Consider the following 15,552-nt stretch of genomic DNA (forward strand, 5'->3'; position numbering starts at 1 on the left):
TTATTCAATGCTTTTCATGCCGGGTTACAGCATTCAGTCCAAACCGCTCTTATGGCGTAAAAATGGGAGTTTCCGGATTGGAAACATTGATTGTGCCGCCCGTATATCCCCTGTTCTTCAGTTCATCCTGAACCACCATGAGGCTGCGGAGCTTCGCGTGTATGTTTTTCCTGTCTCCCATGCTGACGGTAAATCCGTCCCGTGTTGTCAGCAGGATGGAGCTCGTATTGCTGATATCCGCTTCGGCAATTTTATCTGTGCAGCTTAAAACTTTCATTTCCAGGAACAGCTCTGTAAAGATGCTTTGCTGCGTCTCATTACCCAATGTGACGTACTGACCCACCAGTGTATTGGACCTGACTTCCAGGCCTTTGATCTCCACAAGTTCCGCCGGACGGTTATTCGGATTTTCACTCTCATAAAGAACCATGCGGTTTTTATCCATCACATACAGAATGCCGCAGTAAGTCAGCCAGCAGCAGGGTTCCCTTTCCCTTACGGAAATTATGACCGTACTGGGAAGTTCCCTGGCCATATATCCGAAACGCAGTCTGTAATCCGACTGGATCCGGTTCTCCACTGCTTTCTCGTCAAGCATAATTATGCTGTCACCGCGATGGATGCCGCTCACCCGTATTATTTCCTCGGCAGAAATAATGGAATTCCCGATAACGCGGATTTCCTTCACGCTGTATACCGCAAATCGAAGGACAAGGATCACGGCCGTTATCAATAGCAACAGAATCACGGCCGTACGGATAATCCGCGGCCGTCCTTCTTTTCTCTTTTCCGGAGCCCTGTCACGTGCGCCTGTTCCTGTATTCTGTTGTTGAAAGGGAGATGTATTCTGGCTGGTCTGACCCGGAGCATTCCAGAAATCTCCGATATGCTCATTAACGTTCTCAGACCGGCTTGCTTTCAGTTCGGGTGCGTCTTCCGGTTCGTCAAAGGGATTGGTGTTGACCGGAGCCGGTCCGAACCAGGTGTTGCGCTGCCAGTCACGGACACCGTTATCACCGTTGCCGGCTGTTCCGCTCCGCTCACCCGCGGTTCTCGGCCTGTAGCCGCCGTTCTGTCCGTCCATCAGTACACCCTTAACCCCTTCTCAGAAATGCTTCCGATGCGATGTTATTGACCGCAATCGTCAAAACAGACTTTGGTCTGTTTATTTCAATTCCCTTACAATCTCCTTAAACACCCGACCACGTTCCTCGTAATCTTTGAACATGTCAAAGCTGGCGCATGCAGGGCTCAGCAGTACGCACCATCCCTTATCCGCCAGGCTGCGGGCTGTTTCCACCGCTTCCCGCATGGATCCGGCGTCTGTCAGGTGATTGAATCCGACTCTCTCCAGGCTGTTCCGGATCAGTCCGGCGGTTTCACCGATCAGCACAGCATGGCGGATCATCGGACTGTTGATAATCTCACGGGACAGCGGATCAAAGGAAGTATGCTTGTCATACCCTCCCAGAATAATGACTGTCGGCTGGCTCATTGTCTGAACTGCCTTGATGGTGGAATCAACATTTGTTCCCTTGCTGTCATTGATGTATTCCACGCCGTCCAGTTCCCGCACGGTTTCAATCCGGTGTTCCACGCCGCGGAAAGTCTTCAGGCTGTGCCGGATTACCGGAACAGGTACATTCATCGCCGCTGCTACACAGACCGCGCCCAGGGCATTCTCCAGGTTATGCGGACCCGGAATAAACACTTCATCCGTACCGCAGATCTTTTTTTCATTCCCGTCCATACGGATCATAATCTGACCGTCACGGACGAAAGCGCCTTCCTTCACTTCCTGTTTCCGGCTGAAGAAAAGCACCCGACTCTTTACCTGCTTGCTCAGGCCTTCCAGTCCCGGATCATCCGCGTTGAACACTGCGTAATCGGATGCGGTCTGGTTTTTAAACATCCGCATTTTCATAGCGGTATATACTTCCATGGTGCCGTGCCGGTTCAGATGATCCTCTGTAATATTGGTCAGCAGCGCCACATGTGGATGGAACGTATCCGCCGTCTCCATCTGGAATGAGGATACCTCGCATACGATCATATCTTCCTTCCGGCTGACCAGCGAAGCAAGCGAGAAAGGATAGCCAATATTACCGACCACATGGGTCACTTTGCCGCTGTTGGCAAAAATCTCACCCAGCAGGGATACCGTTGTCGTCTTTCCGTTCGTACCGGTCACGGCAATCAGGGTGCCCCGGGACAGCTGCGCGGCAAGTTCAAGCTCACCGATCACATAGATTCCCATTTCCTTTGCCTTCACCACAAAAGGTGCAGTGTCCGGAATACCGGGAGAAATAACGAGGCAGTCTTTTCCCTCAAGCAGGTCCATGGCCGGGCAGCCGAAACAGCGTTCCAGCTGCAGCCCTTCCAGCGGCTTCAGCTGCTGACCGAGCTCTTCTTCTGTTTTTGAATCGTTGACGGTCACTTCTGCACCGGATGCGCGCAGAAGCTGCGCAGCGGCAACACCGCTGCGTGCCATACCGACCACCAATACTTTTTTCTTTTCGTAATTCATAATGATACTCCTCAGAACGCCTGGCAGACCGCAAGTACTGCAATCAGGCTCAGCACCAGCGTAATGCCTGTGTACATGCTCACAATCCGTGTTTCAGAATATCCTTTTTTCTCAAAATGATGATGAATCGGGCTCATCAGGAAAATACGCTTCCCGTGAGTCAGTTTGAAATAATAACGCTGCATAATCACGCTCACACTGCTCATGATGGGGCAGAAGCAGATCAGCACCAGCAGCAGGGGCTGACGAAGCAGCATTGCGATGGACACCATACCGCCACCAAGCAGCATGCTGCCCGTATCACCCATGAAAGTCCTTGCGGGATAGCGATTATAACGCAGGAATCCCAGGCAGGCACCCGCCATGCTCATGGCAAACACTCCGATGGTTGCCGCGCCGTTGGCGTCTCCTTTTCCTGTCAGCCTTGCAGCCAGGATCAGGATTGCACAGATAACACCCCATGCGGAGGATCCCGCAGCTGTCACAGATCCGAGTAGGCCGTCCAGGCCGTCCTGGAGATTGCTGCTGTTCACGATAAAGATCACAAGCAGAGTCATCAGTGGAATATAGAAAATACCCAGGTTCCATTCCGTCCCGATAAAAGGAATAATAATCGAGCTGCCAACCTTGGGCGAGACAAAACAATATACACTGAACACCAGGGAAACAATCACCTGTCCGGCAATCTTCTGCCAGGGGTTCAGTCCGTCATGGCGTTTCTTTACGGCCTTGATATAATCATCCGCAAAACCCACACCCATACTCAGGAAAGAAACAGCCAGCAGTGGGAAAACAAAATCCCACTTTCCTTCCCATTCTGCGGGATGGAAAACCAGAGAACCCAGCAGAATACCGGCCGCCATCATCAGACCGCCCATTACAGGTGTTCCCTGCTTCTGCTGGTGGCTGGGGCCCAGTTCATAAATTGTCTGGCCGAAATGCAGTTTTTTCAGATATCGGATCAGTCCCGGTCCGATCAGGAGTGCCGCAGCCAGTGCAATCAGGGCGGCTCCGATCATTCTGTAATACATACCTTAATCCTGCTCCTTCTGCATTTCAAGCAGCAGATCGCTGACGATCACCTTTTCGTCAAACGGCCGCTTGATTCCCATGATCTCCTGATAGGTCTCATGGCCTTTACCCGCGAGCACGATTACGTCTCCCTCTTCTGCCATACGCAGTGCGTGCCTGATCGCCTCGCGGCGGTTTTCGATCACTTCATATGGTTTTCCTGTAGGTTTGATTCCCTTTTCTATGGCTGCAAGGATAACCATCGGGTTTTCAGTCCGGGGATTATCGGAAGTCAGAATACAGTAATCCGCCAGCCGTCCGCCGATCTCACCCATCATGGGGCGTTTGCCCTTATCCCTGTCGCCGCCGCAGCCAAACAATGCAATCACACGGTTCCGCGCAAACTGGCGGACAGTCTTCAGGATATTTTCCAGCGCATCCGGAGAATGGCTGTAGTCCAGGATCACTTTGTAGGGTGTATCTGTCTGCAGCACTTCAATCCGTCCGGGCACGCGTGTTACCGCTTCCAGGCCCGCCTTGATCTTTTCGGGCGCGATTCCCATAATCAGCGCACAGCTGGTGGCAGCCAGCGCGTTGTAAACATTGAACATACCGGTCATCCGCATCCGGATGGCAATCTGGTTCATTCCGTGGAGCTGTACGTTGAATTTGGCCCCTTCTTCGGTAATTTCGATGTCACGGGCGAAAACGTCGGCATCCACGCAGATTCCATACGTGATAAAGGGGCAGCAGATACCGTCCTTCAGCTTTGCAGACGTCTCGTCATCCGCGTTCATGGCGGCATTCTTAACCATTCCGCTGGTAAAGAACTGCTTCTTGGTTTCAAAATACCGCTCCATGGTATAGAAGTAGTCCAGATGATCCTGGCTCAGGTTTGTGTAGCAGCCCACCTCAAAAGTCATGCCGTCAAGACGGTTCATATCAATTGCGTGCGCAGATACTTCCATGCACACAACCTTCACACCTTCATCCGCCATCATCCGCAGCATCTTCTGCAGCTCAATGGGATCGGGGGTGGTCAGTTTACTGTCCAGATGCTGTTCTTCAACCACAGTGCCGGTGGATCCGATAATGCCGCACTTCAGGCCCGCTTTTTCGCAGATACTCTGCAGCAGGTATGTGGTCGTGGTTTTTCCTTTTGTGCCCGTGATGCCGATCATGCGCATCTGCCGGGACGGATGTCCGTAAAAAGCCTCTGCAATACGAGCCATCGCGGCACGGCCGTTATTTACCAGAACCTGCGGAACATCCATTTCCACAAAATGTTCAACAATCAGAGCAACGCAGCCGTTTTCCACCGCTTCCCATGCGTAATCATGAGCGTCAAAGCGTGCGCCGACGATACAGAAAAACAGTCCCGCATCCGTCTTGTCCCTGCTGGAAGAGGTCAGTTCCCGTATTTCCGTATTCATATTGCCGCGGGTTTCTTCCACGTAAGGAAGCTCCGTCAGTAATTCCCACAGTTTCATGTTTGTCCACCTTTCATTTCCGGCCGGTTCAGCCTGCTATAAGATTACCACAAAACCGCTTTCTTTTCCACTCGGCGGAAATGCGAAATGGGAGACCGACTGATTCAGTCTCCCGCATAAGAAGTCAATCTGATCTGCAGCTCGGCATTCTCTGCCGCCTGGGCTGCTGTGGAAACAGTCATCTGCGCGTTGACCGGCGCCGTCAGGCGGATGGTCTTTGCGCCTTTGGATGAAATCAGGTTCAGCTTAACCGCTTCAGAGCATACGCTTGCGCTGTCGCTCCCCCTTTCAATTTCTCCCCTGATCCATTCATTTTCGGATGCAAGTTCTTCAATAGAAGCATTCAGTTTGTTGACAGTATGTCCGGTAGCTCCGATTGCCGCCATGTCAGCAAGCAGCAAGGCAATCAGCAGTACTCCCGCAATAATCAGTGCAGTCAGCGCTGCATCCCACCGGATACCTTCAGAAGAAAACACACGTCTTGCAGGTTTCGCTTCCTCTATCACCGGCTTTCGTCCGCAGACAGCGATACCGCCTGTCCAGTCCTGCGTCTGGTGGAATGACGGGAGGGAGGCAGAACATGTCATTCTGGACCGATGTATGTCTGCCTGCTGCTGACGGAAATCCTCTTTACGGAACCGCTTCTCCTGCCAGTTGATCATACCGTCCTGCAGCCTGTTTCTGACCCTGGCAGTCATTTCAGTCATCCATACTCACCTCTTTCATTCTTTCTGCGCTTCCAGTCCCGCAATCATTTCCAGAAGCTGCGGCAATTCGTCCTTAAACTTGTTCCAGGCGTCTCCGCTGGCGGAAACAGCGGCTACGCGTACATGATCATTAGCTCCGGTAATTTCCATATCCCGCTCTTCATGCAGGATTTTCTGCCTGATGTTGGCCGGCAGGAGAACCCTGCCCTGTGCGTCGCAGGTCTGTTCATCAAAGCTCAGTGCGTAAAACTGTTCAAGGTATCGGTTCAGAGCCGGGTTCAGCTTGCCCAGCCGTTCATATGTCTCGTTCCTCTCCTCCCACTTTTCCGTCGGGTAAATCGCTACTGATTCAAAGTCGAAAGAAGGGGCAATACAGAATGTGTCTCCCAGTTTTTCCCGGAACCCCTGGGGAATCACCAGGCGTCCTTTGCTATCCAGGCTGTGGTTGAAAGACCCTATAAACCGTTTAACCCGGTTTTCCTCTTTCTTTTCAAGGGTTTCAGCGTTTTCTTCGGGATTCATTTTTTTGGTATCATCCACTACGCTTTCCCCCTCTCTACCACTTTTATGTTCGATTTTGGGATTCTCTTCCCTTTTTCCCCACAAATTTAACACAAGTTTTGATTCTCCGCAACCCCTGCTCAGATTGTTTCAATGTTTTTAATGTGTGTTTTTGTAATCCTTTTGTAATATTTTTGTAATATTTATAAAGTGATTGTGCCAGTACTTTTTCATTCCAACAATATTTGGTATAAAAAAAGGACCAAGCCCCATTTGGGAGCCCGGTCCAGGAAAAAATATGTACTAAAAAATTAATATTTTTTTATCAGAGGATTATTTTCGGACAGAATCCGATACTGTCACAGGAAACCAGGTGGTATCTGATTCCATTGTGCTCACCGTTAAAACCAATCTGTATCCCGGCTCCGTGCAGATGGCCGTATACCACTGTATGCACCCGGTATTCCTCCAGTATTGAAGTAAAAAGCGTGTCCGTTTCCGCCTCCAGCAGTGGCGGATAATGCATCATAACAATCAGCGGCCTTCCGCCTGCTATATTTTTTGCCGCGTCCAGGGCCAGGCGAAGCCTCTCTGCTTCGCGCAGGAAGATTTTCTCATTCTGCGCGTCAAGGGGTGCTTCCTTTGTTGGAATCAGCCATCCCCTTGTACCGCAGACCGTTGCTTCTCCCAGGTCAGCCGCGCTGTGCTGTATCGCGGTAATCGACGAAGGCAGGATGGAACGTACGCGGCTGATGGAATTCCACCAATAGTCATGATTCCCTTTGCAGATCACTTTACTTCCCGGCAAACTGCCGATTGCTTCCAGATCTGCCCTGGCGTCCTCAAGCTGCATCGCCCAGCTGATATCCCCCGGAATCAGCACTGTGTCCTCATCTTCAACCAGCTTCTGCCAGTTTTCCTGTATGCGTAAAAAATGCCTGTCCCACTGGGGACCAAACACGTCCATGGGTTTATCGTCTCCCCCGGGCAGGTGCAGGTCTCCAATGGCAAACAGGCGCATGCTTACTCCTTTAACTGTGTCACGGACGGGCAGAAATCAGATCTCTTCTTCCTCCGCGTCATCGTCCGCGTCTCTTTCTTCATCTTCCCGGACGTCCTCCAGGCTCAGTTCCTGGTCAATTTCTCCGAATTCGTCCGTTTCTTCTTCTTCCACGTCGGGAATAATTTCATCCATACCGCTGACAGCGTCCATATCACCGATGGTAGAGGTGTCAACGTTTTCTGTTTCCGTTCCGTTATCGGTATCATCAGCGCTGTTGCTCTTGTTCATCTCCCGCAGACAGAACAGGCACACATCTTTTCCGGGCAGACACGGTTCCTCATTGCAGATGCTGCACAGTTCAATTTCTTCGGAGCGGGACTCCCCTTTCATCTCCTGCAGGCAAACCTTGCAGTACTTTTCATCCTCCCGGATGTAGTTCAGGTCGCAGCGGGGGCACTTGACCAGATTCATATTGTTTCCTCCTCAAACGTGGCAATTCTGGTATGAATTCCCACATTGTTGATCGTAGTTCTCACTTTTGATGCATTCTTTTACACCAGCGCATTAAAAACAGAGGAAAAAACTGAGTGTTTCTCCACTAAATGGCTTTCTCCTCCACTTTTCTGCCGAAAGCACCTCGTGATCTACGGTCATGGATTATACTATGCATATACATCATATGCAATAGGAAAAGAATACTTTTGGCAAAAAATAGTAAACTTATGATTCAGCCGGATGAAGAATATCGTCCATCAGCTTCAGCAGATCATCGCGACCCGTGCCATCCTCTCCGCTGAAACAGATGATTTCCCAGGGCTGGACGCTCAGCGCCCTGCAGATCGGAGCCAGGTATTTGCTACGTGCACCGCGGCTGATCTTGTCCGCCTTTGTGGCTATCACTGAGAACGGAATATCCATTTCCCTCAGGAAACGGTTCATCTGTTTATCATCCTCTGTGGGTTCGTGGCGGATATCCACCAGGCACAGCACATGAAGCAGTTCATCCGCTTTTTCGAAATAATCCTGCATCATCTGGCCCCAGCGCTGTTTTTCTTTTTTGTCCACTTTTGCAAACCCATAGCCGGGCAAGTCAACCAGATGGAACTCGTTATTCAGCAGGAACACATTCAGCAGTCTTGTTTTACCCGGCGTGGAGCTGGTGCGTGCCAGCTTGTTCCGCCTGCACAGCCGGTTGATCAGCGTGCTCTTTCCAACATTACTCTTACCGGCCACAGCAATCTGGGGCAGGCCCTTTCCTGTAAACGGCCCGTAGTCGGCCATGGAAGTCACAAACTCTGCGCTTTTGATTTCCATCATATAGTTCACGCTCCTTTCCCAGCCGGTTAATTCATTATGCATTATGCATTGACAATTGCTGTTTTCAGCACATCCTTCACGTCTGCAGCCTTGATCACCTTAAACTGTTCAAGTACATGTTCCGGAATCTTTTCCAGGTCTTTCTGGTTTTCTTCCGGAATCACCAGCGTACGGATACCGGCCCTGTACGCAGCCATGGTTTTTTCCTTCAGTCCGCCAATCGGCAGCACCCGGCCGCGCAGCGTCACCTCGCCCGTCATTGCAACGTCCTGACGCACGGGTTTACCGGTCAGCGCGCTCACCAGCGCTGTGGTCATCGTCACGCCGGCGGAAGGGCCGTCCTTGGGCACAGCGCCTTCCGGCACATGGATGTGAATATCCATGCTCTGGTAAAAATCTTTCTGCAGTCCCAGTTCTTCACTGTGGGCACGGACCCAGGTAAAGGCCGCTTCTGCTGATTCCTTCATCACGTCTCCCAGCTGACCTGTCAGCTTCAGGGTGCCCTTGCCGCTCATGGTAGTGCACTCTACTTCCAGCATTTCGCCGCCCACGCTGGTATAGGCCAGTCCGTTGACCACGCCCACACGAGGCTCTTTCTCCGGTGCTTCCCGCAGATACCGGGGTGCGCCGAGCATTTCCCGCAGGGCCTTCTTTGAAATGGTCATGGAATGTTTGCCCTGGTCCAGCATCCGTACGGCGGCTTTGCGGCACAGCTTTGCAGCTGTTCTTTCCAGTGTACGCACACCCGCCTCACGGGTATAATCCTCAATCATCATCTTCAGGATGCTGTCGTCCGCTTTCAGTGCGTTCGGCTTCATCCCATGCTCCCGGATCTGTTTCGGCAGCAGGTGGCGCTTAAGGATCTGAAGCTTTTCCTCTTCCGTATAGCTGGAAACCTCAATCAGTTCCATCCGGTCCAGCAGCGGCGCAGGGATCGTTTCCATAGTATTGGCCGTAGTGATAAACATCACTTTGCTCAGGTCAAAGGGGAGCTCCATGTAATGATCCCGGAAGGCATTGTTCTGTTCTGAATCCAGCACTTCCAGCATGGCGGAAGCCGGATCACCCCGGAAATCGCCGCTCATCTTGTCAATTTCATCAAACAGGAACACAGGATTGCAGGTGCCGGCCTGCTTCATGCCAGCAATAATGCGGCCGGGGATGGAGCCGATATAGGTGCGGCGATGACCCCGGATTTCCGCTTCATCCCGGACTCCGCCCAGGCTGACCTGGACAAACTTCCGGCCGACAGCCTCAGCGATTGCTTTGACAATACTGGTCTTACCCACACCGGGAGGACCCACAAAGCAAAGGATCGGTCCCTTCATATCCTTTTTCAGCTGAAGAACCGCCAGGTATTCGATAATCCGTTCCTTGACGTCCTCCAGGCCGTAATGATCCCTGTTCAGGATTTCCCTTGCCCGGTTCAGATCCAGATTGTCTTCTGTTTCCTTTCCCCAGGGCAGATCCAGGATCCACTCAATATAAGTCTGGCTGACAGAGCTTTCCGGGCTTCCCGGTGCCATGCGTGACAGCCTGTCCAGCTCTTTCTCGCACTTGCTGCGGGCTTCATCGTTCAGGGGAGTCTCAGCAAGCCGCTTCCGCAGGTCGGCTGTATCGGTTTCATCTCCGTCGCCCAGTTCAGTCTGGATTGCCTTGATCTGCTCCCGCAGATAATAGTCTTTCTGATTCTTCTCCACCTGTTTCCGGATGCGGGCCTGGATCTGTTTCTCCGTATCAGCCATATCGGTTTCACGCATCAGGATCGAACAGACCTTTTCCAGGCGGGCTATCGGATTCAGCTCATCCAGGATATCCTGCCGGTCTTCCCGCTTTGTCAGCACATTTGCTGCCAGAAGGTCTGCAGCCTCTCCGGCTTTTTCAATGGCATGGATCGATTCCACCGTATCCTGGCTGACACGCTGGGAGGTTCTTGCATATTCCTCAAACAGATCCTGTGCGGTGCGCAGAAGTGCTTTTGCTTCCGCCGATCGGACAGCCCGGTCTTCGCAGACCTTGATGACCGCTTTCATGCAGGGATCATCGCCGAGCTTTTCCAGAATCACGCCCCGGCTTGAGCCTTCCACGAGCACACGGATGTTCTCACCGGGCAGATTCATCACCTGCTTGATTTCCGCAATGGTACCGACCTTGCACAGGTCTTTCCATGTGGGGTCTTCCGTATCGTCACTTTTCTGGCTGATCAGAAATACCCGCTGTTTTTCCATCATCCCCTGTTCCAGTGCGGCCAGGGATTTTTTTCTGCCCACGTCAAAATGAAGGACCATGTTCGGAAAGAGCATCAGTCCTCTCAGGGGCAGTACAGGCAATTCGATTGTCTGATTTTTCTTCATGATATCCTCTTGTCATGAACGGCCCGGGGCTTACCGGCTGTTTCGCATACAGTATATACGGAGCCGGTAAAGCCCATACCGTCAGCTTTTTATTCAGGAGGCGTCCGTTTCGTCCGTCTTTTTCTCTGCGCGCCTGGCAGTTCTCTTGCCTACGCCGGAGATCAGTGTCGGCTTTCCGCCGTTGATTGCTTCCTTTGTAATAATGCACTCGTTGACGTCCGGCATTCCCGGAAGTTCAAACATGGTGTCCAGCATCGCGTTCTCAATGATGGCGCGCAGGCCGCGGGCGCCGCATTTGCGGTCAATGGCCTGTCGGGCAATCTCCCGGATAGCGTCATCTTCAAAGATAAGCCGGATGTTATCCATATCCAGCAGTGTGGAATACTGCTTGCACAGTGCGTTCTTCGGCTCTGTCAGGATCCGGATCAGTGCGTCCTCATCCAGTGCATCCAGCGTAACCAGAATCGGCAGGCGACCGACGAATTCCGGAATCAGGCCGTATTTGGTCAGGTCTTCCGGCTGTACGTCCTTCAGTGCGTCTGTCCGGGCAGGATCCCGCTGGCTCTGGATTTCGGCGCCAAAGCCCAGCGTTTTCTTTCCGATACGGTTTTCAATAATCGGTACCAGTCCGTCAAAAGCACCGCCGCAGATAAACAGGATATTGGTTGTATCAATCCTGATCATTTCCTGATGCGGGTGTTTCCGTCCGCCCTGGGGCGGCACAGCAGCTTCCGTTCCCTCCAGGATTTTCAGCAGTGCCTGCTGAACCCCCTCGCCGCTGACGTCACGTGTAATGGACATATTCTCGCCTTTGCGGGCAATTTTGTCTATCTCATCGATGTAGACAATACCGCGCTGTGCCTTCTCAATATCCCAGTCCGCCGCCTGAATCAGGCGAAGCAGGATAGTTTCCACATCATCGCCCACATAGCCGGCCTCTGTAACGCTGGTAGCGTCGGCGATTGCGAACGGAACTTCCAGGATCCGGGCCAGGGTTTGGGCCAGGTAGGTTTTTCCGCTGCCCGTGGGGCCCAGAAGCAGGATATTGCTCTTCTGGAGTTCCACATCATCCCGCGTCTGCTTCCGGTTAATCCGCTTGTAGTGGTTGTACACTGCCACACTCAGTGCGCGTTTCGCCCGTTCCTGTCCGATCACATACTCGTCCAGGATCTTTTTCATCTCCGCGGGTGAAGGCAGCTTCACCGGTGCGAGCATATCCCTGGAAGCATCATCAAGCAGGAGATCCTCTTCGCTCAGGATCTCGTTACACAGGGCGATACATTCATCGCATATATAAACGTTCGGACCGGCCACCAGCCGTTTTACCATACGCTGTTCCTTACCACAGAAGGAGCAGCGGGGTGTCTGTCTGTTCATATTGTTGGCCATGCTTCAACCTCACTTTTTCTGCTTGTCCCGCGGCTGATAGATCTCATCAATAATATGATAATCCAGCGCTTCTTCCGCGCTCATGAAATAGTCGCGTTCAACGTCCGCCTGAACCTTTTTCAGGGGCTGGCCTGTCATTTCAGCCATCATGGCAGTCATTTTCTTCTTTGTCTTCATCAGCCATTCGGCCCGGATCGCTACGTCTGTAGCCTGGCCCTGGGCGCCGCCCAGGGGCTGATGGATCATCACTTCGGCATTCGGCAGAGCAAGCCTCTTGCCTTTTTCACCGGCCATCAGCAGGAAGGCGCCCATGCTGGCGGCCATGCCGACGCAGACCGTACGCACCTGCGGCCGGATGTACTTCATCGTATCGTAAATTGCCATACCGGCTGTCACAGATCCGCCGGGACTGTTAATGTACAGGCTGATATCACTGTCCGGATCTTCCATTTCAAGGAACAGCAGCTGCGCAACCACCAGATTGGCGGTATCATCGGTGATCTCTCCGCCGAGAAAGACAATCCTGTCCTTCAGCAGCCTGGAATAAATATCGTAGGAGCGTTCTCCCCTGTTCGTCTGTTCAATGACCATCGGAATAAGCGGCATATCGTTCCCTCCTTTGACTGAAACGGCGGCCCGGCCGGGCCGCCGTTAAAGGCATTCTTATTCAGCGTCAGTTTTCTTTGCCGTCTTCTTGGCAGCGGGTTTCTTGGCGGGCTTTTCTTCCGCAGGAGCTTCTGCTGCGTCAGCCTTCTTGGTGGCCTTCTTGGCTGCGGGCTTCTTGGCGGTTTTTTCTTCCGCGGGAACTTCCGCAGTTTCAGCCTTCTTGGTGGTCTTCTTGGCAGCGGTCTTCTTCGCGGGCTTTTCTTCCGCAGGAGCTTCCGCCTTCTTTTCCTCCACCTTGGCGTCCTTCTTCAGCAGATCCAGCACCAGGCGGATCGCGGCATTGTCCTTCAGGTAACCCTTCTGTTCCTCAGTCAGGTTCTTCTTGAAAGTTTCCACTTCCTGTCCCATCTGCTCAGCCTGCTCGGCAATCGCCTTCTCAATGTCTTCCTCAGTGGGCTCGATCTTCTCGGCCTTGCGGATGGCGTCAATCACCAGTTCAATCCGTACCCGCTTTTCTGCTTCAGGCTTGTACATCTGCTTCACGCCGTCCATGGTCTGGCCGGTGTACTTCAGATAGTCTTCCATACGCAAGCCCTGGTAGCTCATCCGCATAGCCATCTCACGAACCATATAGTTCGCCTGATCATCAATCATGGCTTCCGGAATATCGATCTGGGCATTTTCAGCAGCCTTCTCGACAAGCGCGTTCTCAGCAGCAATATCGTTGTTCTTCGCGACGCGGTCGCTCAATTCCTTAACGATGCTTTCCTTATACTCTTTGAAGGTATTGAAATCGCTGATGTCAGCGGCGAAATCATCGTCCAGTTCCGGCGCTTCGGTCATCTGGATGCCGTTCACCTTTACATGGAACACAGCGTCCTTGCCCTTCAGTTCCTCAGCATGGTACTCATCGGGGAACTTGACGTTCAGGTCTTTCTCCTCGCCCAGCTGCATACCGACCATCTGTTCCTCGAATCCGGGGATGAACTGATGGCTGCCGATGGTCAGGGTCTGGCCCTGAGCGGTACCGCCGGCGAAAGCAACGCCGTCCACGGAACCTGCATAGTCCAGGTTGACTGTGTCACCTTCCTGTACGGGACGGTCTTCCACGTCAATCGTACGGCTGGCCTTTTTGCGGTCTTCCTCAATACGGGCATCCACCATTTCGTCCGTCAGCTTCTGCAGATCGGCTTCAACGGTCAGTCCCTTGTAATCGCCCAGCGTCACGTCGGGCCTGACAAACACTTCCAGATGGAACTTCAGGTCCTTGCCGGCGCCGATCTCGTCCAGGTCAATCTGGGGCTGATCCACGGGCTTCAGATCATATTCTTCAACAGCCGCACGGTACGCGTCCGGGAAGATGATCTCGAAGGCGTCATCATAGAAAACGCTCTCGCCGTAAAGGGTCTCGATCATTTTGCGCGGAGCCTTGCCCTTCCGGAAACCCGGAACGTTGATACGCTTGCGCATCTTAAAGAAAGCCTGCGTCATCGCTTCATCAAACTGCTCCGCGGGGATCGTAAAGGTCAGTTTCGCTTTGTTTCCGGACAGCTTCTCGTAGGTATGGCTCATGAATTATCTTCCTCCTGATCATTTCACTGAATCATTTCAGCATAAAACAGCGGTGCGCATAAAACACCGCATGGCATTCTATCACAAGTTTCCTTGTATTGCAACAGTTTCTGCGGTTTTACCACGGATCGGACACTGCAGGAAGGAGTTCTGAAGTACCAACTCCCAGGATATCACTCGTTCTCCGGGATGATAGTTTCTTCCCATCCTTCAGCTTGCACAGCTGATGTCCCATAAAGACAATGCAAGCAGTTTCCCCGCCGTCCAGGTTGAACCCCAGGGTGCATCCCTTCTCCAGCAGCTTTTCCGCAAGGAAACTGATACCGTCACCCTTGCTCCGCTTGATCCGGCCTTCCAGCATCATAAAGAAATAATGGCCCTTCTCCACCATGCCTACCGCGGTACGCTGGGCATGACTGGTGCCGTATTTCTTCAGGGCTTCTTCATTCAGTTTCCCATCCCGGATCAGGATCGGACCGAAAGCCAGTACGTCAACCGCACCGTCTTCCAGGTATTCCTCAGCGGTTTTTTCGTCACTGTAGTAAACCTTCATGTCTCCGTCCGGCCAGATCGCAAGGCAGTCCAGGTTCGGAAAATCCTTTACGCCTTTCTTCTTGGTTCTGTCCGACCAGATCTTCCCGTCACGGATAATGATTCCGGGCCGGCTTTTCTTCTGCTGCAGGCGCAGCTGGGCAAAGTCATTGGAAACAGCAAACACTGTACCGTATTTCCGGGCGATCTTGTAGGGATACTCCATATTCGCCGCGGTTTTCCAATGTTCCGGATCATTGGCAATCATCCTCGGACCCACAGATCCTTCAGCACAGAAGACTTCAGCCTCATACCAGACCCGAGCCGGTTTTTTCTGCTCCCGGCGGAAGATTTCGACTCTCAGCGTGCTGCTGGCATACCGCCAGACTCCGTTTTCTTCATCTTCCCAGACAAATTCCCCGGAGTCCAGAAAACCGGCATCATTCAATGCCGGAAACTCGCCTTTTTCTTCTGCTGCCGCATGCAGTCCGCCCCAGAGAAGCGTCAGCATCAGCAGCATACAAAGCGTTCTTCTGATCATATC

14 protein-coding genes are annotated in these 15,552 nt (G+C 52.5%); all 14 read right to left on the bottom strand.

The genetic code is table 11. The features are described from left to right. Positions 1–49: 49 nt before the first annotated feature. The 14 genes from JYE49_RS06595 to JYE49_RS06660 all read right to left on the bottom strand — a co-directional run bounded on the left by JYE49_RS06595 (position 50) and on the right by JYE49_RS06660 (position 15,549). On the bottom strand, positions 50–1,084 hold the full coding sequence (locus JYE49_RS06595; RefSeq protein ID WP_093958256.1) for a cell division protein FtsQ/DivIB: 1,035 nt from the start codon (positions 1,082–1,084) through the stop codon (positions 50–52). 81 nt (positions 1,085–1,165) lie between these two features. Next, positions 1,166–2,527, bottom strand: a complete 1,362-nt coding sequence (gene murD / locus JYE49_RS06600) for a UDP-N-acetylmuramoyl-L-alanine--D-glutamate ligase (protein WP_093958257.1) — start codon at positions 2,525–2,527, stop codon at positions 1,166–1,168. Between the two features lie 11 nt (positions 2,528–2,538). Continuing rightward, complete coding sequence (mraY, locus tag JYE49_RS06605; RefSeq protein WP_093958258.1) at positions 2,539–3,558, bottom strand: phospho-N-acetylmuramoyl-pentapeptide-transferase; 1,020 nt, start codon at positions 3,556–3,558, stop codon at positions 2,539–2,541. Between the two features lie 3 nt (positions 3,559–3,561). Beyond that, positions 3,562–5,028: a UDP-N-acetylmuramoyl-L-alanyl-D-glutamate--2,6-diaminopimelate ligase gene (locus tag JYE49_RS06610; RefSeq protein WP_093958259.1), complete on the bottom strand. Its 1,467-nt coding sequence runs from the start codon at positions 5,026–5,028 to the stop codon at positions 3,562–3,564. A gap of 104 nt (positions 5,029–5,132) precedes the next feature. After that, positions 5,133–5,735 carry a hypothetical protein gene (locus tag JYE49_RS06615; RefSeq protein WP_093958260.1) on the bottom strand — a complete coding sequence of 201 codons (603 nt, stop codon included), beginning with the start codon at positions 5,733–5,735 and terminating at the stop codon, positions 5,133–5,135. A 15-nt stretch (positions 5,736–5,750) separates the two neighbouring features. Next, positions 5,751–6,275, bottom strand: coding sequence for a division/cell wall cluster transcriptional repressor MraZ (locus tag JYE49_RS06620; protein ID WP_093958261.1), 525 nt, complete (start codon positions 6,273–6,275; stop codon positions 5,751–5,753). A 286-nt stretch (positions 6,276–6,561) separates the two neighbouring features. After that, on the bottom strand, positions 6,562–7,257 hold the full coding sequence (locus tag JYE49_RS06625) for a metallophosphoesterase (RefSeq protein ID WP_093958262.1): 696 nt from the start codon (positions 7,255–7,257) through the stop codon (positions 6,562–6,564). A gap of 36 nt (positions 7,258–7,293) precedes the next feature. Next, on the bottom strand, positions 7,294–7,710 hold the full coding sequence (locus JYE49_RS06630; protein WP_093958263.1) for a hypothetical protein: 417 nt from the start codon (positions 7,708–7,710) through the stop codon (positions 7,294–7,296). A gap of 249 nt (positions 7,711–7,959) precedes the next feature. Beyond that, positions 7,960–8,598: a ribosome biogenesis GTP-binding protein YihA/YsxC gene (yihA, locus tag JYE49_RS06635; RefSeq protein WP_304583315.1), complete on the bottom strand. Its 639-nt coding sequence runs from the start codon at positions 8,596–8,598 to the stop codon at positions 7,960–7,962. Beyond that, positions 8,598–10,910, bottom strand: coding sequence for an endopeptidase La (lon, locus tag JYE49_RS06640; protein ID WP_093958264.1), 2,313 nt, complete (start codon positions 10,908–10,910; stop codon positions 8,598–8,600). The genes yihA and lon overlap by 1 nt, the downstream gene beginning before the upstream one ends. 93 nt (positions 10,911–11,003) lie before the next feature. After that, positions 11,004–12,287: an ATP-dependent Clp protease ATP-binding subunit ClpX gene (gene clpX, locus JYE49_RS06645; RefSeq protein WP_346763127.1), complete on the bottom strand. Its 1,284-nt coding sequence runs from the start codon at positions 12,285–12,287 to the stop codon at positions 11,004–11,006. Positions 12,288–12,308: 21 nt separating this feature from the next. Next, positions 12,309–12,905, bottom strand: coding sequence for an ATP-dependent Clp endopeptidase proteolytic subunit ClpP (gene clpP, locus JYE49_RS06650; protein ID WP_084096944.1), 597 nt, complete (start codon positions 12,903–12,905; stop codon positions 12,309–12,311). 57 nt (positions 12,906–12,962) lie between these two features. Further along, on the bottom strand, positions 12,963–14,477 hold the full coding sequence (gene tig, locus JYE49_RS06655; protein ID WP_093958266.1) for a trigger factor: 1,515 nt from the start codon (positions 14,475–14,477) through the stop codon (positions 12,963–12,965). 118 nt (positions 14,478–14,595) lie between these two features. Then, positions 14,596–15,549 carry a phosphodiester glycosidase family protein gene (locus JYE49_RS06660; RefSeq protein WP_093958267.1) on the bottom strand — a complete coding sequence of 318 codons (954 nt, stop codon included), beginning with the start codon at positions 15,547–15,549 and terminating at the stop codon, positions 14,596–14,598. Positions 15,550–15,552: the final 3 nt, after the last annotated feature.

Source organism: Aristaeella hokkaidonensis, assembly GCF_018128945.1.
GTDB classification, from domain to species: Bacteria; Bacillota; Clostridia; order Christensenellales; family Aristaeellaceae; genus Aristaeella; species Aristaeella hokkaidonensis.